The 22,890-nt window shown below is 45.2% G+C and carries 18 protein-coding genes; 10 read left to right on the top strand and 8 right to left on the bottom strand.

Annotated elements, in window-relative coordinates; translation table 11 throughout:
* Positions 1–6: 6 nt before the first annotated feature.
* Entirely contained in the window at positions 7–984 is a 978-nt protein-coding gene (locus OW491_RS03785; RefSeq protein ID WP_075171668.1) for an ABC transporter substrate-binding protein, read from the bottom strand.
* A gap of 141 nt (positions 985–1,125) precedes the next feature.
* Between OW491_RS03785 and OW491_RS03780 the strand changes: the two genes are divergently transcribed.
* Positions 1,126–1,887, top strand: coding sequence for a DeoR/GlpR family DNA-binding transcription regulator (locus tag OW491_RS03780; RefSeq protein ID WP_290034723.1), 762 nt, complete (start codon positions 1,126–1,128; stop codon positions 1,885–1,887).
* 45 nt (positions 1,888–1,932) lie between these two features.
* Here the strand turns inward: OW491_RS03780 and OW491_RS03775 are convergent, their stop codons facing one another.
* The gene (locus OW491_RS03775) at positions 1,933–2,691 is read right to left on the bottom strand and encodes an SDR family oxidoreductase (RefSeq protein WP_075171669.1); all 759 of its coding nucleotides are present in this window, start codon (positions 2,689–2,691) and stop codon (positions 1,933–1,935) included.
* 153 nt (positions 2,692–2,844) lie between these two features.
* Positions 2,845–4,659, bottom strand: a complete 1,815-nt coding sequence (locus OW491_RS03770; RefSeq protein WP_083609924.1) for an NAD(P)/FAD-dependent oxidoreductase — start codon at positions 4,657–4,659, stop codon at positions 2,845–2,847.
* A 454-nt stretch (positions 4,660–5,113) separates the two neighbouring features.
* Between OW491_RS03770 and OW491_RS03765 the strand changes: the two genes are divergently transcribed.
* Positions 5,114–7,108 carry a sigma-54-dependent Fis family transcriptional regulator gene (locus OW491_RS03765; protein WP_290034721.1) on the top strand — a complete coding sequence of 665 codons (1,995 nt, stop codon included), beginning with the start codon at positions 5,114–5,116 and terminating at the stop codon, positions 7,106–7,108.
* A 71-nt stretch (positions 7,109–7,179) separates the two neighbouring features.
* Here OW491_RS03765 and OW491_RS03760 read toward each other — a convergent pair whose 3' ends face one another.
* On the bottom strand, positions 7,180–8,145 hold the full coding sequence (locus tag OW491_RS03760) for a LysR family transcriptional regulator (RefSeq protein WP_277252278.1): 966 nt from the start codon (positions 8,143–8,145) through the stop codon (positions 7,180–7,182).
* Between the two features lie 128 nt (positions 8,146–8,273).
* On the opposite strand from OW491_RS03760, the gene OW491_RS03755 reads away from it, so the two are divergent.
* The 8 genes from OW491_RS03755 to OW491_RS03720 all read left to right on the top strand — a co-directional run bounded on the left by OW491_RS03755 (position 8,274) and on the right by OW491_RS03720 (position 19,893).
* Entirely contained in the window at positions 8,274–9,689 is a 1,416-nt protein-coding gene (locus OW491_RS03755; protein ID WP_075171673.1) for an acetyl-CoA carboxylase biotin carboxylase subunit, read from the top strand.
* Between the two features lie 19 nt (positions 9,690–9,708).
* Positions 9,709–11,535 carry a sodium-extruding oxaloacetate decarboxylase subunit alpha gene (gene oadA, locus OW491_RS03750; protein ID WP_178968445.1) on the top strand — a complete coding sequence of 609 codons (1,827 nt, stop codon included), beginning with the start codon at positions 9,709–9,711 and terminating at the stop codon, positions 11,533–11,535.
* A gap of 177 nt (positions 11,536–11,712) precedes the next feature.
* Complete coding sequence (locus OW491_RS03745) at positions 11,713–12,387, top strand: carbonic anhydrase (RefSeq protein ID WP_075171675.1); 675 nt, start codon at positions 11,713–11,715, stop codon at positions 12,385–12,387.
* 216 nt (positions 12,388–12,603) lie between these two features.
* Positions 12,604–13,380 (top strand): CLCA_X family protein, encoded by a 777-nt coding sequence (locus OW491_RS03740; protein ID WP_215152181.1) that lies wholly within the window; start codon positions 12,604–12,606, stop codon positions 13,378–13,380.
* Between the two features lie 134 nt (positions 13,381–13,514).
* Positions 13,515–15,617: a GGDEF domain-containing phosphodiesterase gene (locus OW491_RS03735; RefSeq protein ID WP_290034718.1), complete on the top strand. Its 2,103-nt coding sequence runs from the start codon at positions 13,515–13,517 to the stop codon at positions 15,615–15,617.
* Between the two features lie 66 nt (positions 15,618–15,683).
* A complete protein-coding gene (locus tag OW491_RS03730; protein WP_290034717.1) occupies positions 15,684–17,666 on the top strand; it encodes an alkaline phosphatase D family protein in 1,983 nt (660 codons plus the stop codon).
* Positions 17,667–17,736: 70 nt separating this feature from the next.
* Positions 17,737–19,122 (top strand): ATP-dependent RNA helicase DbpA, encoded by a 1,386-nt coding sequence (gene dbpA, locus OW491_RS03725; RefSeq protein WP_075171678.1) that lies wholly within the window; start codon positions 17,737–17,739, stop codon positions 19,120–19,122.
* A 198-nt stretch (positions 19,123–19,320) separates the two neighbouring features.
* Positions 19,321–19,893, top strand: coding sequence for a YceI family protein (locus tag OW491_RS03720; protein WP_215152177.1), 573 nt, complete (start codon positions 19,321–19,323; stop codon positions 19,891–19,893).
* A 46-nt stretch (positions 19,894–19,939) separates the two neighbouring features.
* On the opposite strand, the gene OW491_RS03715 is transcribed toward OW491_RS03720, so the two are convergent.
* The 4 genes from OW491_RS03715 to OW491_RS03700 are packed head-to-tail and all read right to left on the bottom strand — an operon-like array spanning position 19,940 to position 22,808.
* Complete coding sequence (locus tag OW491_RS03715; protein WP_075171680.1) at positions 19,940–20,668, bottom strand: amino acid ABC transporter ATP-binding protein; 729 nt, start codon at positions 20,666–20,668, stop codon at positions 19,940–19,942.
* Entirely contained in the window at positions 20,655–21,305 is a 651-nt protein-coding gene (locus OW491_RS03710) for an amino acid ABC transporter permease (protein ID WP_075171681.1), read from the bottom strand. The genes OW491_RS03715 and OW491_RS03710 overlap by 14 nt, the downstream gene beginning before the upstream one ends.
* Positions 21,305–21,976 carry an amino acid ABC transporter permease gene (locus tag OW491_RS03705; RefSeq protein WP_290034715.1) on the bottom strand — a complete coding sequence of 224 codons (672 nt, stop codon included), beginning with the start codon at positions 21,974–21,976 and terminating at the stop codon, positions 21,305–21,307. The genes OW491_RS03710 and OW491_RS03705 overlap by 1 nt, the downstream gene beginning before the upstream one ends.
* 34 nt (positions 21,977–22,010) lie before the next feature.
* Positions 22,011–22,808 (bottom strand): transporter substrate-binding domain-containing protein, encoded by a 798-nt coding sequence (locus OW491_RS03700; protein ID WP_075171683.1) that lies wholly within the window; start codon positions 22,806–22,808, stop codon positions 22,011–22,013.
* Between the last annotated feature and the right edge of the window lie 82 nt (positions 22,809–22,890).

The raw sequence follows: 22,890 nt of genomic DNA, 5'->3' as shown, positions 1-22,890 counted from the left end.
TAGCACTTATCCACCAAAGATGTCGCTGAAGCGGCTTTTGTTTTCATCGGTCGATTTGAGTGTGCCAGCGGCATCAAAAGGTAATAATTTAATAGCGTCCCGTTGAGGGAAGCCGGCAGGCACTCCGGCATCTTCACGCGCGGGTAAGTAACCTTGTTCTAGGACTAAAGCTTGGCCATCCTTAGATAATAAAAAGTCCACAAAACGTTGCGCTGCTGCTTTATTCTTTGAACCTTCCATAATGGCAACTGGCTCAGTGACCATGCTGACGCCTTCTGTAGGGAAGGTGAATTCAATAGGTGAGCCTTTGGCTGCCTCACGGATAGCCAAAAAGTCCACGATCATGCCATATGGTTTGCTGCCTGAAGTAACGGCTTTAAGGACACCGCCATTACCGCCTTGAGCCATCGCGCCGTTTGCTTGAAGTTGCTCATAATAGTTCCAGCCTAACTCTGGGGCATCCGTGAGTGTGGCAAGGTGTATCAAGGCGGCACCTGAATACAGTGGGCTAGGCATAACGAGTTGGCCTTTATACTCAGGCTTGGTGAGATCAGCCCAGCTTTTTGGCGTTTCGGGAGCGCGTTTATGGCGAACAATGCCTGTTGTGATGATCTTAGTGCCATAGTAATAGCCTTCGGGATGATAAAGACTATCCGCGTAAGCTTCACGGGCGGGGCTTTGATAAGCATATAAATAGTTATCAGCCGCGAGTGATTCCATGGTGACGCTATCAGCGATTAATAGAACGTCAGGTTTAACCACACCGCTAGCGAGTTCTGCGCGCAGTTTGGTCATCAACTTGGTCGTACCGTCACGTACCCATTCAACATCAATATCAGGATTAGCTTTTTCAAACGCATCAACCGTTTGCTGAGCATCTGTATTGGGCTGGCTTGTGTAGAGGGTTAATGTTTCTTGTGCGTTAGCGATTAAAGGAGAAACCGATAAAGCGGCACATAAAGCGAAAGCGTTTTTAAAAGTCATGGTTTTCATTCCTGTTTAAGAGCTTGTGAAATATTAACTTCACAAGTTGACAGTAAGATGACGAAAAACTTTCGTTTGATGGTATTTAGCTTTCGTTTGCTGTTTTTTGGGTTGGCAGGCGCTAAAAAGGAATGCTTTAACATGAGTAAACGCCATTATGAAATAGTCCAGTGGGTGAATCTGCATGGAAGGCAAACGATACAAAGCCTAGCTGATGAATTTAAAGTTTCGGTGCAAACTATACGGGCAGATATTCGCGCTTTAGCAGAGCAGGGGCTGGTGTTGCGTAGTCATGGCGAAGTCATACCGTTTCCGCATCGTGAAAACATTAGTTATGACCAACGTCAGATTCGTAATGTTTCGGGAAAACGACACATTGCCGAGTTATGCGCAGCAAAAATCACTGATTATCAATCTGTTTTTCTAGGCAGTGGCTCAACCGTTGCTGAAGTTTCACGCGCCTTGATGGAGCATAAAGGCTTGCAAATAATGACCTCTAACTTGCACGCCGCGCGGCATTTGTGTGCAAGCAGCGATTGTGAATTAACCATAGCGGGAGGACATGTTCGTAAGCGTGATCAGGATGTGATCGGTGGTGATGCCATGCGCTTTTTTCAACGCTACCGAGCCGAGGTGGGTGTCGTTTCGGTGGGTTCGGTTGATCGGCAAGGTCGGTTATATGATTACAATGATGATGAAGTCATGGCGCGTGAAGCGCTGATCAGCCATTGTGCTTATCGTATTTTGGTCATTGATAGCGCTAAATTTGATACAGAATCACGTTGCGTATGGGGGCAAATGAGTGATTATCATTGTGTTATTACCGATAAAGCTCCTGAAGCCGCTTTGCTTAGCCGCCTTTTAGCCGCAGGTGTCGAGGTCGTTTACTTAAAACAAGGTTAGGCGCTTTGTACACCTAACCTTGTTGAAGCTTAATACCTTAAACAACTACGCCACCTTTGGTTGACCATCTGAGGCGGTAGCTCCTCCGTCTATCGGTAAGTTAACACCGGTTAGGAAAGACGCATCATCGCTTGCTAGGAAAGCAACAACAGAAGCTACCTCATCGGGTTCGGCTGCACGCCCTAGTGCAATGCGCTCGTTAAATTTATCGCGGATGCTTTGGTCCCAGCCGTTCGTCATATTAGTTTTTACTAAGCTGGGGCACACTGCGTTGATGCGGACACCATCTAAACCGTGGTCGAGTGCCATTGCGCGGGTTAAGTTAACAACGGCACCTTTGGCTGCACAGTAAAATGCAGCGCCCCAGTCACCTCCAAGGCCAGAAACCGATGCGGTGTTAATGATGCAGCCTTTAGTTTTGATTAACTCTGGAAGTGCAAATTTGGCACAGTAAACAACGCCGTCGATATCGACTCCCGAGACTTTTTTCCAATCTTCTACTGTGGTTTCTAATACGGTTCCAGGGATATGAATACCAGCATTGTTCGCTAGAATATCCAGGCGGCCAAAACGATTAATGACCTCCGTAATCATCGTTTCAACCTGAACGGGGTCAGAGACATCAATAACCATTGACATGACTCGATCTGCATCAAATTCTTTAACCGTTTGTTCAAGCTGTTCGCCGCTCCAATCGATAAGGGCGATATTTGCACCTTCGGCATAGAGACGACGGGTAATGGCCGCACCGATACCGTTAGCGGCGCCCGTTACCAATGCGATTTTACCTTGAATACCTTTCATTGTTTGCTCCTAAGGTCCGAGACCTTGTTTACGTTGAGTAGCGCACATCAACGAAAGCCAGTGGTGTTCGATTTTGGACTTAAAATGTACTTCTGATGTGCTCCAAAAATGACAAAAAGGGCAGCGGTTTCCGCTGCCAAGGTGCCACTGGGACTAGCTAAGGTGGTGAACTTCTTGTAACCCGTATACCGGTGTCTTGATACCTTCCATACGTGCTTTTAATTGCAAGGATAGATACTGAGAGTAATGGCGAGATTGATGTAAATTTCCGCCATGGAACCACAACGCCTCTTGTTGTGTTGGCTTCCACATATTGCGTAACTCGCCTTCCCAAGGGCCAGGGTCTTTAGCCGTATCGGAGCCTAAGCCCCAGCATTTACCCACTTTGTCGGCCACTTCTTGAGAGATGATTTTAGCGGCCCAACCATTCATCGAGCCAAAGCCTGTGGCGTACACGATTAAATCGGCTTCTAGCTCGGTGCCGTCGGTCAGCACAACCGACTTAGGTTTTATTTCGGCTATCGAAACCCCGGATTTGAGTTTGATCTCACCTTCTGCAACTAAGTCGGACGCCCCTACATCAATGTAATAGCCTGAGCCACGGCGTAGGTACTTCATGAACAGCCCCGATCCATCTTCACCAAAGTCGAGTAGGAACCCGGCGTCTTCAAGGCGTTGGTAAAATTCAGCATCCTGTTTTGCAACAGCTTCATAAGCTGGAATATGAAACTGCGGCATAATTTGGAAGGGTACAGAGGCAAAGGTGAGGTCTGCTTTGTAAGTGGTCATGCCATTTTCGACCGCTTCTTCGGAATATAACCCACCTAACACGAGCTCCATCAGGGAATCGGACTTGATGATGTGTGTGGATGAACGCTGAATCATGGTGACATCAGCATCGTTTTCCCAAAGAGCGCAGCAAATATCGTGTGCTGAGTTATTGCCACCCAATACAACACATTTTTTGCCTTTATAGGCTTCTCCTCCTGGGTGTTTGCTAGAGTGATGTTGCTCTCCTTCAAAGGTATCCATGCCTGGAATGTCTGGTATATTCGGGATGCCTGACATTCCTGTTGCCAGTACTAGTTGCTTCGGATGTAGCGTGAGTTTTTCACCGTCACGATCAACCTCTACTGTCCATTCTTGCTTGTCCTCATCGTATTTTGCATGCGTGCAACGTGTAGAACCCCAGTAATTAATCTCCATCACCTTGGTGTACATTTCTAGCCAGTCGCCAACTTTATCTTTAGGTGTGAAGACCGGCCAGTTTTCAGGAAATGGGATATATGGCATGTGGTCATACCAGATAGGATCATGCAGCGAGAGTGATTTATAACGGTTGCGCCATGTATCACCGGGTTTGGGGAGCGCGTCGATAACAATAGTGGGCACTTCTAATTGACGAAGGCGTGCACCTAAGCCTATCCCTCCTTGGCCGCCACCTATAATTAAGCAATAGGGTTGTTCGGTGTAGCCCAAATTTGCTTCTTCGTGTTGACGTTTTTCTAGCCAAGTTTGGCGGTTTTTATTAGCGCCGTGCTCTGCGCCTTTAGGACGTAGCTTGTTGCGTTTTTCTGGGAAGTCTTTTAGCTCGGTCATGGTCGTGAGAAAGGTCCATGCTAGCCCGTCACGTAATCGTAAATAAGCGCGGCCACGAGCAACTGATGTTTCAAATGTAATCCAAGCTTCTATAACACCATCGGTTTCAGTCGCGTCTTCTTCGACTTGCCAGTTGCTTGGCGCCGCATCTTTCATGGTTGCGGCAATCATATCGCTGATGGCTTCTCTACCTTCGAGTGTTTTTATATTCCATGTGAAAGCGATTAAGTCGCGCCAATAGCCGTTTTCCTCGAATAAGTTAACGGCATCGGTTGGCGTATCTGAGCTGAGTGTGGCTGCTAAACCCTCCAGCCAAGCAACGGCGGCTAGTGTGGGTTTATGAGTCGCGGTTAAGGTTGAATGCGTCATAAGTATCTCCAGTGCAGATTATTGTTTTTGTTACTGCGTTAACACCAACGTCTTCTTTACAGGTGAGTTCTACCTGGTACTGCGTTGATAAAGGAGGTAGAGCAGCATGCATGCCAGTATGGCCCGGAAACGCTGTTTATTTTATAAGTGGCTGATTTTATGTAAGAAAATATAAAGGCGAGAGTGGATGTTATTTAAGTGGGTACGGACTTCTGCATTACACCTGTAACACCGTCATTTTACACCTGTAACGTGAAAAGCAGGCACCTGTTACAGCTGTAAAACTTGCAAGAGAGGAGGTGAAACAACACGTTGGTTGATAATCGATGATATGAGCGACCAAAAAAGTAACCTAAATAGCACCTCAGAAAGAAGTATAGAAAGCAGCCCTTTTCAGGGGTAGACTCGAAATAACCGTGAAATAAAAATAACAGCCACGGATAAAGGATTACGCATGAATAACGCAAGCCAGCGTCGTCATATCGATACGGTACTTAGTTATGGTGGGTATCAGGCGGCGAACAAAAGCTATTCTCCAACGCATGAGTTGATTGGTCGCTCGTGGCAGCGATGCTTAAGTGAGTACGGGTTAGATCCCAGCAGGCCGCGTCCTGCACGCATAGTCACGCATCAAACATTGCGTGAGCACCAAGACTCCGTGGATGAGTTTTTAAATGTTGCACGTGCAGGCGTTGAGCAGCTGTATTCGCAAATAGCCAGTCTAGGCTATGTGCTGTTACTGAGTGACCACCGTGGGATTATGGTGCAGTTTTTGGGTGACAAGCATGACGACCGGTTGCATAAAGCCGGTTTGTATCTAGGCGCTGATTGGAGCGAGCAATACGCAGGGACATCAGCTGTTGGCACCTGTATAAAAGAAGGGCAAGCATTAACGTGTCACCGAGTCGATCACTTCGATAGCTCGCACATTAGCCTTACCTGCACGGCCGCACCGATAAAAGATCCATCGGGACAATTGCTCGCTGTGCTGGATATTTCATCATTGCACTCCTCACGTACCCCCGAAAGCCAAAATTTTGCATTACACCTAATTCAGTTGCACGCTCGCCTAATTGAAGATGCGTATTTCTTGCGGCGTTATCGCCATAGCTTGGTTTTTAAATGTGATCAGTCACGTGAGCTTGTCCAAGTTAATGGGCAGCTCTTGTTTGCGCTCGACGAGCAAGGGGTTATTCTCGCAGCCAACACGGCGGGACGTGCTTTGTTGACCCAATATCAGCCCATTTCAAAAGAAGCGATTACATTACCGGATTTATTGGAATGCCAGTGGCGAGATATATTGTCTATCACGTACGAAAGCAAAGACGGAGTGCGGGCGTTTCGTGTATCCGGTACTCAACAAATGCTATACGGTGTTTTGATTGAACCAAGGAAAAAATCATCCAGCCAATCAGATGTGTCGCAAGTTATTAGCTCTCAAGAGGAGTCTGTATCAGCGCTAGATAGGCTGTGCGCCGATGACCCCGCGATGCGCCAGACGATTAGTTTGGCTAAACGATTAAGACATCGCGATGTTAGTTTGCTCATTTTGGGTGAAACAGGTACGGGCAAAGAAGTACTGGCAAAAGCCATACATGGCACAAGCCATCGAGCCGATAGTCCCTTTATGGCTGTCAATTGTGCTGCTATTCCCGAATCGTTAATCGAAAGTGAGCTTTTTGGGTATGCCCCAGGAACCTTTACAGGTGGACGGGCAAAAGGTGCAAAAGGCCTTATCCAAGAAGCCAATGGGGGCACACTCTTTTTAGATGAAATAGGCGATATGCCGCTGCACCTGCAAAGCCGTTTGTTGCGGGTGTTGGCGGAAGGGCAGGTATTACCGCTGGGGGCGTCGCAGCCGGTTGATATTGATATTCGCGTATTGGCGGCTACGCACTGTAATCTCACTCAGCTCATTGCTGATGGGCAATTCAGAGAAGATTTGTACTACCGCTTGAATGGCGCAACATTAAAATTACCCACTTTAAAAGCACGCGCTGATAAGCAGTACCTTATTAAGTTGCTGTTAGAGCGCATTAACCCTGCTGTTAGGCTGCGCGCTGATGCCATGAGTGCTCTGCTGGCTTATTCATGGCCAGGTAATATCAGACAGTTAGTTAATACGCTTACTTTTGCTGAAGCCGTATGTGAAACAGGGGAGATAACAGTTCATCATCTACCGGATGAATGCACTCAGCATCGATCACGCTCTGCTATTATACCGTTATCTTCTGTTGGGCAAGTGATTCATACTAATCCGGAGCAGTCTGCTGTTATCAATAGTCACTGTCAGCTTGAGAGCGCCGCCGTGCAGCAGAACGATTTATTGGCTTTACTGCGTCACCACCGCTGGAATATTTCAGCAGTGGCGAAACAGTTAGGCGTTTCACGACCGACGGTTTACAGACGCATGAAAAAGCTGGAGATTTGTTTACCAAAAGATGTGTAATTTTTGCTCATCAACTTAGAGTAGATAGCAATAAAAAACGGAATTGGCTCAAAATTAAGGGGTAAAAGTCGCTAAAACCCTTGATTCTGGCGCAAAAAGGTATGCTCAAACTGTCGAATATTTTGCTGGATATACTCGATAAAAGCGCGCATTGCTGGGGTTGGGTGTTTAGCTTGCGGGTAGACTACGCACCATGAGCGTTTAAGTGGGAAGTCGGGTAAATCGATGATGTGCATTAGCCCTAATTTAAGCTCGGGCAATATGCTTACTTTAGGTAAAACAGCGACGCCTAAACCCGCTATAACGGCATGTTTGAGTGCATCGTTAGAGCCTAACTCCATGTAGTTATTAATGTGAAGATGGTGATTTCGGCAGTGTGTTTCTAATGCCAAGCGGCTGCCTGAACCGCTTTCGCGTATTAATAATTGGCTATCTAGAAACTCCTGTGTTGAAAAAGCGGGGGTCGATAAGAAAGGGTGGTCTGTAGGAACGACGGGTACCAACTCATTATCTAAAAAGGGAAGGGATGTATACGGGCGCTCGCTGGGTACCATCCCCATGATGACGAGGTCGTCACTGTTATCTTCTAATCGCTGGATAGCGGCGGCGCGATTTACAACGCGCACGGATACTTTGACTTGTGGGTAAAGGTTTAAAAAAGCGCGCAGTAAATAGGGTACAACATATTGCGCAGTATTGACGGCTACCAATCTTAGTTCACCTGCGACTACGCCTTCTAATTCGGCCAAGTCACTTTGTAGTTTGCCTATCTCAGTAAAAATTAGACTAGTACTTTTGGCTAAGGCTTCGCCTGCGGCGGTGCAAAATAAACGGCGTCCAATGTATTCAAAAACTGGCATGCCAATGGCCTCTTCGAGTTGGCGTATTTGGCTGCTTACAGCGGGTTGCGTGAGGCCTAATTCATTGCCGGCTTTACTGTAACTTTTCAGTAAATACACCGCATGGAAGATATGTAGCTGGCGAAAGGTTAATCGGCTGGCTAGTTTGGGGATTGTGATAGGCGATGTTAAAGGCATGGGATTAATTCTTATGGTGAAAATTCTATCTATAACTAATACCTTATAGATAAGCTAAGAAAAATCAATTTTAGCTTTGGTATGGTTGTGAATTAGTGTGGTGGCTGAACCTTCATAGAGGAACGGTCATGTTAAAAAAAGTACTCATTGCCAATCGAGGAGAGATTGCAGTCCGTATTATTCGGGCATGCGCAGAAATGCGTATCCGGTCTGTTGCTATTTATACCGAGCCGGATCGTTATGCATTGCATGTTAAACGAGCGGATGAGTCTTATTCGTTAGGCGAAGATCCATTAGCGGGTTATCTCGATCCGTTGCGTATTGTTAATCTAGCCATCGAAACAGGGTGTGATGCGATCCATCCGGGTTATGGCTTCCTTTCTGAAAACCAAGAGTTTGCAAGGCTGTGTGAAGAAAAAGGAATCACCTTTGTCGGGCCTGCGTCGTCAGTTATTCACCGTATGGGGGACAAAACCCAAGCCAGAGATAGTATGCGTGCTGCAGGAGTGCCTATTACGCCGGGCTCTGAAGGGAATTTGGCAAATATTGACGAGGCGTTATCGCTCGCGAATGAAATAGGTTATCCCGTTATGGTGAAAGCCACATCGGGCGGCGGTGGGCGTGGTATTCGCCGGTGTGACACGCCCGAGGAGCTTAAAACTCAATACCCGCGAGTTATCTCTGAAGCCACTAAAGCGTTTGGCTCAGCTGAAGTCTTCATGGAGAAGTGCATCGTTAACCCGCGGCACATCGAAGTACAAATATTGGCAGATAGCCAGGGTAATGTGGTGCATTTATTCGAGCGGGATTGTTCTATACAGCGCCGTAACCAAAAATTGATCGAAATTGCTCCCAGCCCGCAAATAACGCCGGAGCAGCGCCAGTACATTGGTAATCTCGCGGTAAAGGCGGCACAAGCCGTTGGTTATGAGAATGCTGGAACCGTGGAGTTTTTGCTGACCGGTAACGAAGTCTACTTCATGGAAATGAATACCCGTGTGCAAGTTGAACATACGATTACCGAGCAAATAACCGGTGTTGATATTGTGCGTGAACAGTTGCGTATAGCTGCAGGTTTGCCGTTGAGTTATCGACAAGATGATATTCAGTTGCGCGGGTTTGCGTTGCAGTTTCGTATCAACGCCGAAGATCCTAAAAATGACTTCTTACCTAGCTTTGGCCGCATTAGCCATTATTACGCTCCTGGAGGCCCGGGGGTTCGTGTCGATACCGCTATTTACACGGGATACGAGATTCCACCGTATTACGATTCCATGTGCTTGAAGCTGGTGGTTTGGGCACTGACGTGGGAAGAGGTGATCGCTCGGGGACAACGCGCATTAGATGATATGCGTTTACATGGTATTAAAACGACCGCTTCGTATTATCAGCAAATCTTGAATCACCCTGACTTTATCGGGGCGGAATTTGATACCAGCTTTGTTCCGACACACCCTGAATTATTAAATTATTCTGAAAAAAGACACCCAAGCGAAGTTGCTTTGGCAATAGCGGCGGCTATTGCAGCACATGCGGGCTGGTAAAACACAGAAGGAATCTACTATGGAACACGTTACTTACGAGCAGCAGCCAAAACGTATTGAAGTTACTGATGTTGTTTTACGCGATGCGCATCAATCATTAATTGCTACGCGTATGCGCACAGAAGACATGTTGCCTATCTGCGAAAAGTTAGATCAAGTTGGTTATTGGTCATTGGAAGTGTGGGGCGGTGCAACATTTGATGCTTGTGTTCGGTTTCTCAAAGAGGACCCTTGGGAGCGTCTTCGCCAGTTGCGTAAAGCGTTGCCTAATACACGCCTACAAATGTTACTGCGAGGGCAAAACCTATTAGGTTACCGCCACTATGCTGATGACGTGGTCGATGCGTTTGTGCAAAAAGCAGCTGACAATGGGATTGATGTTTTTCGTGTGTTTGATGCGCTCAACGATCTGCGAAATATTGAGCAAGCTATGAAGGCGGTAAAAAAAGCCGGAAAGCATGCGCAAGGTGTTATCTGTTACACAACTAGCCCTGTGCATACCCCCGCGTTATTTGTTGAGCAAGCCAAGGCGATGCAGGCGATGGGTGCGGATTCGATCGCAATCAAAGATATGGCGGGTTTGCTAACACCATTTGCCACCTATGATTTAGTCAAAGCGATTAAAGCAGCAGTGGATTTACCATTAGTGATCCATAGCCATTCTACGTCTGGTTTGGCGCCCTTGTGTCAAATGAAGGCGATTGAAGCCGGAGCAGATCGCATTGATACGGCTATTTCATCGTTTGCATCGGGGACTAGTCATCCTGCAACAGAATCACAAGTTGCCGCACTCAAGGATAGCCCTTTTGATACGGGATTAGATTTGGGATTGTTATCCGAGATCGCTGATTACTTCCGTGAAGTGCGTAAAAAGTACCACCAGTTTGAGAGTGAGTTTACGCGCGAAGATGTATCGGTACAGATCAACCAAGTACCGGGTGGCATGATGTCGAATTTAGCGAACCAACTCAAAGAGCAAAATGCACTGGATCGTATTCGCGATGTCTTTGATGAAATTCCCCGTGTGCGTGAGGACCTTGGCTTCCCACCGTTAGTGACACCTACCTCTCAAATTGTTGGTACGCAAGCGGTATACAACGTATTGGCAGGTCAGCGTTACAAAACAATTACCAACGAAGTTAAGCGCTACTTGCAAGGCGGCTACGGCCAAGCTCCTGCTGCTGTGAATACGCAAGTGCTTAAAAAAGCAATCGGGAATGAGCCTGTTAATGAAGGTCGGCCAGCTGATTTATTATCACCTGAACTTAACAAGCTACGTGAAGAGATTGGTTCGCTAGCGTTAAGTGAAGAAGATGTGCTGACCTTTGCAATGTTTCCTGATCTTGGGCGTGAGTTTTTACAGCAGCGCGCGGAGGGATCCTTGACACCAGAAGCTCTGTTACCGGCTGATCAAAAAACGAAATCTCGCATGTCTGAGGCTACGGCAACTGAGTTTCGTATTGATGTACACGGCGAGTCCTACGAGGTAGCGATAACGGGTGTAGGTGATTCTGGGGCCGGTAAACGCAAAATTTACCTCTCATTGGATGGTATGCCGGAAGAAGTGACATTTGAATCGCTCAATGAGTATGTTGCTGAAGCATCTAGTGGCCGTAAACGCGCTACCCAACCTGGGCACGTAACAGCGACAATGCCAGGGAATATCGTCGATGTGCTGGTGGAAGAAGGACAAGTCGTTAAAGCCGGTCAAGCGGTTTTAATTACTGAGGCGATGAAAATGGAAACCGAGATTCATGCTAATTTAGCCGGTACGGTAGCTGCTGTCTATGTGGTGAAAGGGGATCGAGTCACTCCAGGGGAAGTTTTAGTCGAAATTGTTAACTAATGGTAGTTTTAATAGTGTAAATAAGCTTGCGTATGTGCTGATTACACTTGACCAAGGCAGTTTTTATAAGGAATTGTAATAAGCTGCTTTGGAACACGATAGCCTATTGGTATCATACTAAAGATTAATCAGTCTGATAATCTTTCAGCTAACCTACAAATTGATGAGAGTGAGTAAATGGATCAAATTATTCGTGGCGTTTTGCATTTCCATGAACACATTTACCCAGAGCGAAAGGACCTGTTTGGAACTTTGGCCGATGGCCAAAGCCCAGACGTGTTGTTTATTACTTGTTCTGATTCGCGTATCGACCCTAACTTGCTAACCGGCTCGGATCCAGGTGATTTATTTATCTGCCGAAATGCAGGAAATATTATTCCGCCGCACAGTAATGAGACTGGGGGAATGACGGCCTCTATAGAATACGCAGTCGCTGTTTTAGGTGTGCGTCATATTATCGTCTGCGGCCATACTGATTGCGGTGCTATAAAAGGTGCACTGGATATGGATGCGCTGAAAGGTTTGCCCCACGTTAAGGAGTGGTTGGGACATTGTCGTTCGGCAATGGAGATCGTGCGAGAGCGCAATGATATTCCAGGTGATTGCAGTTTGGATCATAAATACCTTAATGAAGCGATTGCTGAGAATGTATTGCAGCAAGTGCAACATTTGCGTACGCATCCAGCTGTGGCGGCCAAATTAGCGAACGCTAAAATCGAAATTCATGGATGGATTTACGATATTAAAACTGGACGCATCCGTTGTTGCAGCCATCAACAAGACACCTTCTCTGATTTTTCTGATCAATACGCTGACATCATTGATCGTATTAATAACGAGCAAGACAGTTAACATCAACAGGTAGTGTGTCCTCTAATGCAGCAACTAAACGTATCTTAGTTGCTGCTTTTGTTTTTCTGATCGTTCGTTTGCATAAACTCACCTACCTACTGAGTGCTAATACGTGCCTCAATCTTAAGCGTGAAATGAGACTAAAACAGGGCATGCGCGTATCTCATAAATGGGTCGGCTATAGTCAAAGCCGTGTTTTTCAATTGGGGATTTGTTTTGTCTACCATGGCTCGTACATTTTTTCGAAACGGCCCTGATTATCGAGAGGGGCGTTCTGTCTCTTTTGCAGACATACGAAATTGTTTTGATTTTAAATCTATCAAAATTGGAAAATGGGTAAGCGTTGCAGAGCAAGAGAATGCTGCGGGCTTGTTTTATGATGCCTTGGCCGATCTCATGTTGATTCTTGAGGCACCAGAAACTCTTATTTCACTGCGCGGCACGCTATCTTTAATGTATGGTACCGGTGGTCGGCCGGGCGTTGCGGCACATTATGATGCTGCAAACCGAAGTTTTGCGCTTGCTAAAAATGCAGGGCCGGGCAGTATTGCACATGAATGGTTTCACGCATTAGATCACTACTTAGTTGATAAGGCATTCGCTGATGCCCCCACCTCGATGTTTGCTTCCAAAGCATGGCTAAGTGACGCTACGCCGGTTGCACATCCATTAAATGATTATCTAATCGCTTGTTTTAAGGCCATTTTGTTAGACGAGCAGGGCGATGGCCCTAGCGATCTTTTTGTAGCCTCGGCGTCTATGGATAAACAACTTGGGCAATTATATTACAGTCAGCCGGAAGAACTCTGCGCGCGTGCATTTGAAGCCTATGTTCAAGACGCTAATGTTACCAATCATTTTCTGGTTAAAGGGACTAAACAGTCACCTGAAGCAAAAGCCGGTTTATACCCAGCTGCCGAGCAGCGTATTCGTATCAATCAGGCTTTCTATCAGTACTTTTCTGTTTTAGGCACACTATTGATGCGCCATTAATCTTAAGTTCGGATAACCAGAGGTAGGATCTTTTTATAGTCTGTTAATGTTTATCAATAACTATTTTTATACTATATTTATAAAACTTCCTCATGGTTAGCATGCATGGATGTCTGTACTCACCGAAGCCATTTATGATTGCTATACTTTATAAGAATATTAATTACGTCATCCCCATAACTTTACTTGTTATCACCTTTGCCAGTATTGGTGGCTTCCACGCAGGCTTATTCAACACGTATTTAGATGTGCTAGATCCAAAGCATAATTATGTAACAGAAGCCTATGATGACGAAAATAGTGAGTATGTGATATTTAAGCAGGGTGGTTCCGTTAGTGTTTTCTGCAACGTAAAAAGTTTAGAAGGGGATCGCTTTTGTGGGTTATCTATTTATCTATCCGAGGACTTAAGCGATGGTTTGGACTTAAGTCGTTACGATGAGCTTGAGCTAAGCGTTAGTTATTTTTCACCGTCGCAAGATACCAAAATCAGAGTCTTCTTGAAAAACTTTGATCATGAACTCTCCAAGCCTGATGATGATCTATCGTTAAAGTACAATGCTGTTCGATTTGAAGCCGGTCACAGCCGGGAAACAATCCAAATTCCCACGCGTTACTTTCAAGTAGAGACTTGGTGGACTGATTTACTCAATGTGGATTATGAGCATTCTCAAGTTGATCTAACTAATGTGTCAGTCATTGAGCTAACGTCCCATGAGTTCCCGTTACCAAAAATAGGTGAGTATCGAATCACTCTACACTCTATGGAGTTTAAAGGCCGTAGTATTGATGAGTTTAGTTTGATTTGGTGGTTATTTATTTTATGGCTGATAGTCTCTGTTTATCTTTTAAATCGTCAGCGCCTTGTATATATCAGCCGAAACGAAGTACTAAAGCAGGTTTCCAATCAAGACTCACTCACTCAGCTATTAAACCGGCGAGGGTTAGGGGAATACTTTTCACAGATTAAAAAAGAAAAAACCAGTGACGATGTTGTAACGTTAATTTATTTAGACTTAGATAATTTTAAACGTATTAATGACTCATTTGGGCATCTCGTAGGGGATTCAGTTTTAATTGAAACTTGCAAACGAATAGCTCACCTTGTTAATGATTGTCAAAAAAATAAAGATTGCAGTGATTCAGCCATCGGTCGTATTTCAGGCGATGAATTTGTACTTTTATTGCTTAATTGTAAAGCACCTTTAATTCCTGATTTGTCGGCAAAAATTTTAGAGAAAATTGCCGAGCCTATTAAAACAGGTAATCGCTTGATCTGTGATTTGAATGCTAGTTTAGGGGTTACACAGTCTGTCTTAGCCAATAAACCTATTACTTTCAGTGATTTGTTAGAACAGGGTGATGCTGCAATGTATTTTGCAAAGCAGTCGGGTAAAAACCAGTACAAGTTTTTTGACCGGCAAGTGCAAGAGAAAATCATGCTAAAGCGTAAGATTTCGACGACGTTGCGGTATGCACTTAATACACATGCTTTTACTTTGATGTATATGCCCATCTACCATATTGAATCATTAGAAGTGGCTGGGGCAGAGGTGCTTTTGCGCTGTATTGATCCCTCTATGGAGGGGATTGGTCCCGATCAATTCATCTCGGTTGCGGAAGAGTTTGGGATGATTAAAGAGATTGATTTGTGGGTTATTGAAGAGGTTTTTCGTATTCTTCAGTCGAGTGGTCTTTGCGAGTCTAATCCTGACTTTAGAATCTCCGTTAATATCTCCGCCGAAGAAATGAATGATATTCACTTCCCCGATGTGTTAGCAAAGCTAGCTCAGCAATACGCCGTTTCACCGGCTTGTATTGAGTTGGAAATCACTGAAACACGTTTAGTTGATATTGATGCAAGCAATATTGATGTTCTGCAACGCATCAGAGCATTGGGCTTTAGGTTAGCCCTTGATGATTTTGGAACGGGGTATACAGCATTTAATCAGTTATACCATTACCCTGTGGATCAACTAAAAATTGATAGAAGCTTTATCAATGAACTTCATGCGGGTTGTAAGCATGCTGTCATGGTTGATGCTATTTTGTCCATTGCCAATTCTTACCAATACGAAACAGTAGCGGAAGGGGTTGAAACACAAGACCAGCTAACCCTGCTCAGAGAAAAGGGATGTGATTTAGCTCAAGGGTATTTTTTATCAAAACCACTCAAGTGGGTTCATTTTGTTGAATTACCGGGAGTTAAAATCTATGAATCGAGTCCATCCGCATAGCAGGCTGTTTTAGCTCGCTTTTATGGATATGAAAGCAGGAAATGCTGTCACACCATTATGAATGTAATGAAATCTTCTACCGATACTCCTCTTGTCCTCGTTGGACCTGTGTTGCGGCAATTAACCTCAAAGGCGGTCACTTTTTGGTTGGCGACTTCTCGGCCTGTATCACTCTCGCTACGTTTATTCCCTGAAGGCGAAGAGCCGGTTAATCATTCTGAGGCCCTCACCAGTCATAAAGTTTTTAAAGCGGGCGAGCTGCTGTATTTTTACTGCGTCGTGTTTTCGCAAGCAAAGCCACTACCGCACGATGTATGGATAGGGTATGACCTCGCTTTAAAAACAACATCAGATAGTACCCCTATTAGCGTGGTCGAGTGGGCAAGTGATATTTGTTATGGCGGACAGTCATTACCGGGTTTTATGATCAAATCCCACCTAAGTACTTTACTCCATGGGTCTTGCCGTAAGCCTCACTTGCTGCCCGCTGAATCGGAAGATAAAAAGGACAGCGGGGACGGTCTCGTCCGAGCAGATAAGCACCTAGCCACCATCATGGGCCAAAAGGGCAGCATGAATGAGCACGAGTTCGTTGAACGATGGCCCGCTTTGTTAATGATGTCGGGTGACCAAGTCTATGCCGATGATGTCGCAGGTCCAATGTTGGTTGCCATTCACCAATTGATTGATCGTTTGAAGTTGCCTGATGAAGCCTTAGAAGGTACAGATTTATCGGATAGTAAAGCGCTGTGGCATGACCAGCCACATTACTACAAACGAGATTCCCTGTTACCAAAAACAGAGCAAGGTGGAGAGTTACGCAAGCAGTTTTTTGGTGGTGCAAGAAAGCCGGTATTTACCTCTAGCAATGCAAATAATCACTTGATGTCATTATCTGAAATGCTGGCTATGTATTTATTGGTATGGTCACCTGAGTGCTGGGTGGGTATCACGCTTGAGCGGCCTAGCTCTATTAATGAGCAATTGGATGTTGAGCGGTACGCGCGAGAGCAAACGGCGATCAATAGCTTTAAAGCTGATTTGATTCATGTGCGGCGAGTAATGGCGCATGTGCCCAGTGCGATGATATTTGATGACCACGATGTTACCGATGATTGGAATTTGACTGCGGGTTGGGAAAAGTCTGCTTATGAACACCCGTTATCACGACGTGTTATCGGTAATGCCTTGATTGCCTACCTTTTGTGCCAAGGGTGGGGGAACGCACCTGATCAGTTTGATGAGGGTTTATTAGCACATTTATCCACTACGCTAGCAGCTCCTGGAACAAAGCAGCACGATGCGTTTATTACTCAATTATTAGCGTTTGATCACTGGCATTTCCATTGGGATACTGACCCTGCATTGCTCGTATTAGATACACGGACACATCGGTGGCGTTCCGAGAAAAATATCGATCGGCCATCAGGGTTAATGGATTGGGAATCAATCACTGATTTGCAATATAGCTTATTGGATAAGAAAGCAGTTGTCATGGTGTCGCCGGCGCCAGTGTTTGGTGTGAAATTGATAGAGTCAATTCAGCGGATGTTTACATGGGCGGGTTATCCGTTAATGGTGGATGCTGAAAACTGGATGGCTCATAACGGTGCCGCTCATGGTTTGATGAATTTATTTAGGCACCCACGGACACCTCAGCACTTTGTTATTTTGTCGGGTGATGTACATTATTCGTTTGTTTATGACATCGAGTTACGGGGACGCAAAAACAGCCCATCCATTTGGCAAATTACCAGTAGCGGGCTTCGGAACGAATTCCCTCCCAAACTGCTGGATGTATTTGATCGTTTAAATCGTTGGTTGTATGCGCCTTGGTCGCCACTCAACTGGTTTACAAAGCGTCGCGGTATGCGCGTGTCTCCCCGAAAGCCCGATAATGCGAAGTTAGGCGAGCGTTTGTTGAATGCGGCGGGTATCGGATTGGTTACCCTAGATAAAGAAGGTGTACCCACTCGCATAGCGCAATTATGTGCTGACGGTCGGGAAATTGATTTTGAGATCGATGATAAGCATGCGCAATGGGAATAAGCAGCCTTTACGCAACAAAACGTCTACAATAGACGCACTTTAACTGCTAATTTTTTTGCAAGGTGCTCTTTTGACTGAATCTACTTTTACGGCCGTCGGTTTACGTGACGAATTGATCGATAACCTCGCGTCTTTGGGCTATGACTCAATGACTCCTATCCAGTCACAAAGCTTACCAAAAATTTTAGCGGGCCAAGATTTAATTGCGCAAGCAAAAACAGGATCGGGTAAAACGGCAGCGTTTGGATTAGGCCTATTGAATGCTATAGATAGCGATAGCCGAGCGATACAAGCATTGATCTTATGCCCAACGCGTGAGCTTGCAGATCAAGTGGCTGACGCGCTGCGAAAAATGGCACGTTTGATCAATAACACGCGAATCGTTACGCTGTGTGGTGGTGTTCCAATTAAAGGCCAACTCATATCATTAGAGAATACAGCTCATATCATTGTCGGCACGCCAGGCCGCATAGCTGATCACTTAGTGCGCGAATCGCTGGATTTAGGTCAATGCAAAACATTAGTACTTGATGAAGCGGATCGTATGCTGGATATGGGGTTTGAGCCGCAAATTGATGCGGTTTTAGAGGCCATCCCTGCGGCTAACCAACGCTTACTATTTAGTGCGACTTTCCCTAAAGAAATTGCGAAGTTAGCTGAAAAAGTGATGCATGACCCCGTTATGGTGAAGGTCGAGTCGCAACATGATGAGTACTCCATCGAACAGCATTTTTATCAAGTAGCCGATGAAGATGAGCGCCTGGAAATGGTTGATCGTTTGTTACGTCATTACCAACCGGCTGCTGCGGTCATTTTCTGTAATACAAAGCGTGAAGTCGAAGCAGTGTATCAGTCCTTACAGTCTCAACGTTATCGTGTTAAATCCTTACATGGTGATTTAGAGCAGCGAGATCGTGATGTTACTTTAGCAATGTTTGCTAATGGCTCGGTAAACGTTTTAGTGGCGACTGACGTAGCGGCTCGTGGTTTGGATATCGACTCGGTTGATTTGGTTATTAATGAGCAAATTGCTTTTGAACCTGAGGTGCATGTCCACCGTGTAGGGCGAACAGGTCGCGCTGGAGCAACCGGTACGGCATGCACCTTGTTTAGCCAAAAAGAATCGTTCCGTTTTGATCGTTTAAAGGAATATCTAAACTTAGATGATGAAGCGATCAATGCGAGTGCTGCTCGTTTATCGCAAAACGATGTCCGTTTCCCCGAGCTATGTACAGTTGAAGTTTCCGGTGGCAAAAAAGATAAGGTGCGTCCAGGGGATATTGTGGGGGCATTAACGGCTGATAAAACCATTACCTCTGATGATATTGGTAAAATACAAGTCAAGCCTCAGCGCACTTATGTGGCGGTTAGGTTAACAGTCATTAAAGAAGCAATGGATCTGCTCAAACACGGTAAAATTAAAGGGCGTACTTTTAAGGCACGTCGTATTAGTTAACCATGAGACGCCTAATGCCTTTTTCTGTCGGTCGACCATCAGACTAAATAGAACTTTGTGAGCCTTTGTCGGTCAGCAGTTGCAGGGCTGATGACGTCGAATTTAGCAGTTGTGTTTTTAAATCGTTTTACTAATTTTGTCATGACTGATTCGTGATGCCTTTTTCGCTATGAAAAACGTAACTTATGGAGAAGTCTCATGAAAAAAATTTCATTAGTAACATGGATATTGTTGACTCTATCCCCGGCAGCGTTCGCCGATTGGACGCTAGTAGGGGAAGAATCGCGGATCGATTACGTATCCATCAAAGCCAATAGTACAGGCGAAGTTAATTATTTTAAGACCCTAGAAGGTTCTATCACCGACAGTGGTGCTGTTTCTCTGACTATCGATCTAAATAGTGTAGAGACGGGCGTTTCTATTCGTAATGAGCGAATGCAAACAGAGTTTTTTGATACAGAAAGCTTTGCGGATGCTAAGGTGCGTGGAGCCGTTGATGTAAGCCGAGCAGTTGAATTACAGAAGGGCGAGACTTATCAGGAAGCACTTAAGCTCACTCTGTCTTTACATGGCGTAGTCGCCGATGTTGATGCACAAGTACAAGTCACCAAATTAGCTAATGATCAGCTGTTAGTGACTTCGTTAAGCCCCGTTATTATTGATGCGCAAACTTTTGACTTAGGCGAAGGTGTGGAAAAGCTTCAGACACTCGCTGGGTTGCCTTCAATAAGCTCGGTAGTTCCGGTCACCTTCAATCTAGTCTTTAAGTAACATCGATAGACTGGCTCATGACTAATCAGCCAGTCTATTTTTGACGTTAAAGTACTGCATTAATAAAGCTTTGTAATTCGGGGGTTTGGGGGTTGGCAAAGACTTCTTTGGCATCGCCCGTTTCCCACACTTTCCCTTGATGCATGAAAACAACGCGGTCTCCCACATCACGAGCAAAATTCATCTCATGCGTTACTAGTACGAGTGTCATACCTTCACTAGCCAATTGTTCTAGCACCTTAAGAACATCTCCCACAAGCTCCGGATCTAGCGCTGAGGTGATCTCATCGCACAGCAGTACTTTTGGTTTCATGGCCAGTGATCGAGCAATAGCAACACGCTGTTGCTGCCCTCCGGATAGTTCACTAGGATAACTGTTATATTTGTCGCCTAGACCAACCTTTTCCAACACCTCTTTGGATGTCGCTTCGGCGTCTTGTGCTGATGTTTTACGGACGAGTTTAGGCGCCAATTCGATATTTTGTCCCACAGTCAAATGAGGAAAGAGGTTAAAGTTCTGAAATACCATCCCCACGCTTTTGCTAAGCTTGCGGACTTGGAAGTCGTCTGTGCTAACTTCCATCTGATCCAGAATGATATTGCCTTCGGAGTATGACTCCAAACCATTTATGCAGCGCAGTAAGGTGCTTTTGCCTGAGCCGCTGCGTCCTATAATTGAAACAACTTCACCCGCAGCAATGGTTAGGTCGACGCCTTTAAGTACATGGTTATCGCCATAGTATTTGTGGATGTTTTCGATATTAACGAGCGACATTTAATTTGTTCTCCAACTTGCGGCTTGCGACTGATAATGGGTAGCAGAGTAAAAAGTAAATAAGTGCAACCATGCCAAAGACTTTGAAAGGTTCGAAGGTTGCGTTATTGAGCATGGTTCCAGCTTTGGTCAGCTCTACAAATCCAATAATCGAAGCCAGTGCGGTGCCTTTAACAATTTGTACTGAAAAGCCTACTGTAGGTGGGATAGAAACGCGTAAGGCTTGGGGCAATATTATATGACGCATAATTTCATAATAACTGAGACCTAAGCAGCGTGAAGCTTCCCACTGGCCTTTCGGAATCGATTCGATACACCCACGCCAAATCTCAAATAAGAAGGCACTGCTAAAGAGTATTAAAGCGAATGAAGCGGCGGTCCACTCAGATACGTCAAAGCCAAACAAGGACAGTCCAAAAAACACCAAAAATAACTGCATTAATAAAGGGGTTCCTTGAAATAGCTCAACATAAATACGTATAAGTCGTTGCGCTACCTTGTTACCACTCGTTTGTATAAAAGTTAGTATTAAACCCACAATTGAGCCGCCGACAAAGGCGATCAACGATAAAACGACAGTCCAACGTGCCGCGAGTAGCAGGTTACGAAGGATGTCCCAATCAGTAAATTGATACATTAGCGGGCCCTCAAGTTAGGGAATGCCACATAGCCAATCAACTTAAATATTTGACGCATACCAATGGCAATAACTAAATACAGTAAAGTAACGACGAAATAAGTTTCAAAGCTTAAAAAGTTGCGGGATTGGATAAAGTTGGCAGCGAAGGTGAGTTCTTCTACGGATATTTGCGATAGTACTGCTGATCCGAGCATCACGATGATGCATTGGCTGGTTAGTGCTGGATATATACGAGCAATGGCAGGTGGCAACACAACGCGTGTAAAGATCTGTACACGTGTAAGCCCAAGCGTTTTAGCTGCTTCTACTAATCCTTTTGGTGTGGCTTCTATACCGGCACGGATAATTTCGGTGCTGTAGGCCCCTAAATTAATAACCATTGCCAATAAACCCGCTTCCATCGCTGAAAGCTTGATACCCAAAGAGGGTAAACCAAAAAAAATAAAAAATAGTTGTACGATAAACGGCGTGTTTCTGACTAGTTCAACATATAAGCCTACTACACGGCTTAGCCAAGTAGTTTTGCCCGCGCGAGCTGCTGCTCCCAGCGTGCCTAACAGGCAGCCGAGAACAGTAGTAAACACGGTAAGGAGTATAGTGGTGACCAAGCCTTCTAGTATTTCGCTCTTATAGTTAAGTAATTCAGCAAAATTAAAGGTGTAGTCCATAAGTCTTCCTGCTGTGTTTTGGGTGACAATGGACTTACTGTGCTTTCAATTCAGCAGGTAGTTCAGCTTTTAACCACGTCATGGATAGCTTGTCTAAAGAACCGTCACTTAAACCTTTAGATATAAGGCTGTTTACTTTTGCTAGAAGGGCATCATCGCCTTTGTGGACACCTATGTAACAAGGTGAGTCTTTAATCATGAACTTGCTAACGGGTTTACGATCGCCAGCATTTTCTGCAATCTTGGCAACTACTAAGTTACCAGTGGCAATTAAATCGACTTGTCCAGAAAGGTAGGCAGAAATAGTGGTGTTGTTATCTTCGAAGCGTCGAATAGTTGCATCTTCGGGTGCTAGTTTACTGAGTTCTAAGTCTTCAACTGAGCCTCGCGTTACGCCAACCACCTTGCCGGAGAGGTCGGCTGGTGAACTTACCGTAGCTGATTCAGTACCAAACACACCCAGGAAGAAGGGTGCATAAGCCATTGAGAAATCGATTGCTTTTTCTCGTTCTGGATTTTTGCCCATGCTGGAAATCACTAGGTCTACTTTGCGGGTTTGTAAGTAGGGAATACGGTTTGCACTGGTTACGGGCACAAGCTCAAGTTTCAGATCCATTTCGTTGGCTAGGTATTTGGCTGTATCAATGTCGTATCCAACGGGTTGTAAATCAGGACCTACTGAACCAAAAGGCGGGAAATCTTGTGGGACGGCTACTTTGAGAGTTCCACGTTCTTGTACGGTTTCTAATTGGCTGGCAACAGTGAGAGTGCTAGCTAACGTTAGGCAGGCCACGCCTACAACTTTTAATGCAGACTTTGTGAAGCGTTTCATATGGTATTCCCTCTAATTCCAAATATTCTAAAAATTCACGGCGGTTGGATGAGCTGTTTGTTACTTTTGTTACTTTTTATTT

It is taken from the genome of Neptunomonas sp. CHC150 (assembly GCF_030397555.1).
Taxonomy (GTDB): domain Bacteria; phylum Pseudomonadota; class Gammaproteobacteria; order Pseudomonadales; family Balneatricaceae; genus Neptunomonas; species Neptunomonas phycophila.
Note: the sequence above shows the minus strand (reverse complement) of the source record. Positions and strands in the feature narration are given on the sequence as shown.

Coding starts and splice junctions, on each gene's coding strand:
- OW491_RS03785 (WP_075171668.1), bottom strand. CDS start 984: ATGACTTTTAAAAACGCTTTCGCTTTATGTGCCGCTTTATCGGTTTCT.
- OW491_RS03780 (WP_290034723.1), top strand. CDS start 1,126: ATGAGTAAACGCCATTATGAAATAGTCCAGTGGGTGAATCTGCATGGA.
- OW491_RS03775 (WP_075171669.1), bottom strand. CDS start 2,691: ATGAAAGGTATTCAAGGTAAAATCGCATTGGTAACGGGCGCCGCTAAC.
- OW491_RS03770 (WP_083609924.1), bottom strand. CDS start 4,659: ATGACGCATTCAACCTTAACCGCGACTCATAAACCCACACTAGCCGCC.
- OW491_RS03765 (WP_290034721.1), top strand. CDS start 5,114: ATGAATAACGCAAGCCAGCGTCGTCATATCGATACGGTACTTAGTTAT.
- OW491_RS03760 (WP_277252278.1), bottom strand. CDS start 8,145: ATGCCTTTAACATCGCCTATCACAATCCCCAAACTAGCCAGCCGATTA.
- OW491_RS03755 (WP_075171673.1), top strand. CDS start 8,274: ATGTTAAAAAAAGTACTCATTGCCAATCGAGGAGAGATTGCAGTCCGT.
- oadA (WP_178968445.1), top strand. CDS start 9,709: ATGGAACACGTTACTTACGAGCAGCAGCCAAAACGTATTGAAGTTACT.
- OW491_RS03745 (WP_075171675.1), top strand. CDS start 11,713: ATGGATCAAATTATTCGTGGCGTTTTGCATTTCCATGAACACATTTAC.
- OW491_RS03735 (WP_290034718.1), top strand. CDS start 13,515: ATGATTGCTATACTTTATAAGAATATTAATTACGTCATCCCCATAACT.
- OW491_RS03730 (WP_290034717.1), top strand. CDS start 15,684: ATGAAATCTTCTACCGATACTCCTCTTGTCCTCGTTGGACCTGTGTTG.
- OW491_RS03720 (WP_215152177.1), top strand. CDS start 19,321: ATGAAAAAAATTTCATTAGTAACATGGATATTGTTGACTCTATCCCCG.
- OW491_RS03715 (WP_075171680.1), bottom strand. CDS start 20,668: ATGTCGCTCGTTAATATCGAAAACATCCACAAATACTATGGCGATAAC.
- OW491_RS03710 (WP_075171681.1), bottom strand. CDS start 21,305: ATGTATCAATTTACTGATTGGGACATCCTTCGTAACCTGCTACTCGCG.
- OW491_RS03705 (WP_290034715.1), bottom strand. CDS start 21,976: ATGGACTACACCTTTAATTTTGCTGAATTACTTAACTATAAGAGCGAA.
- OW491_RS03700 (WP_075171683.1), bottom strand. CDS start 22,808: ATGAAACGCTTCACAAAGTCTGCATTAAAAGTTGTAGGCGTGGCCTGC.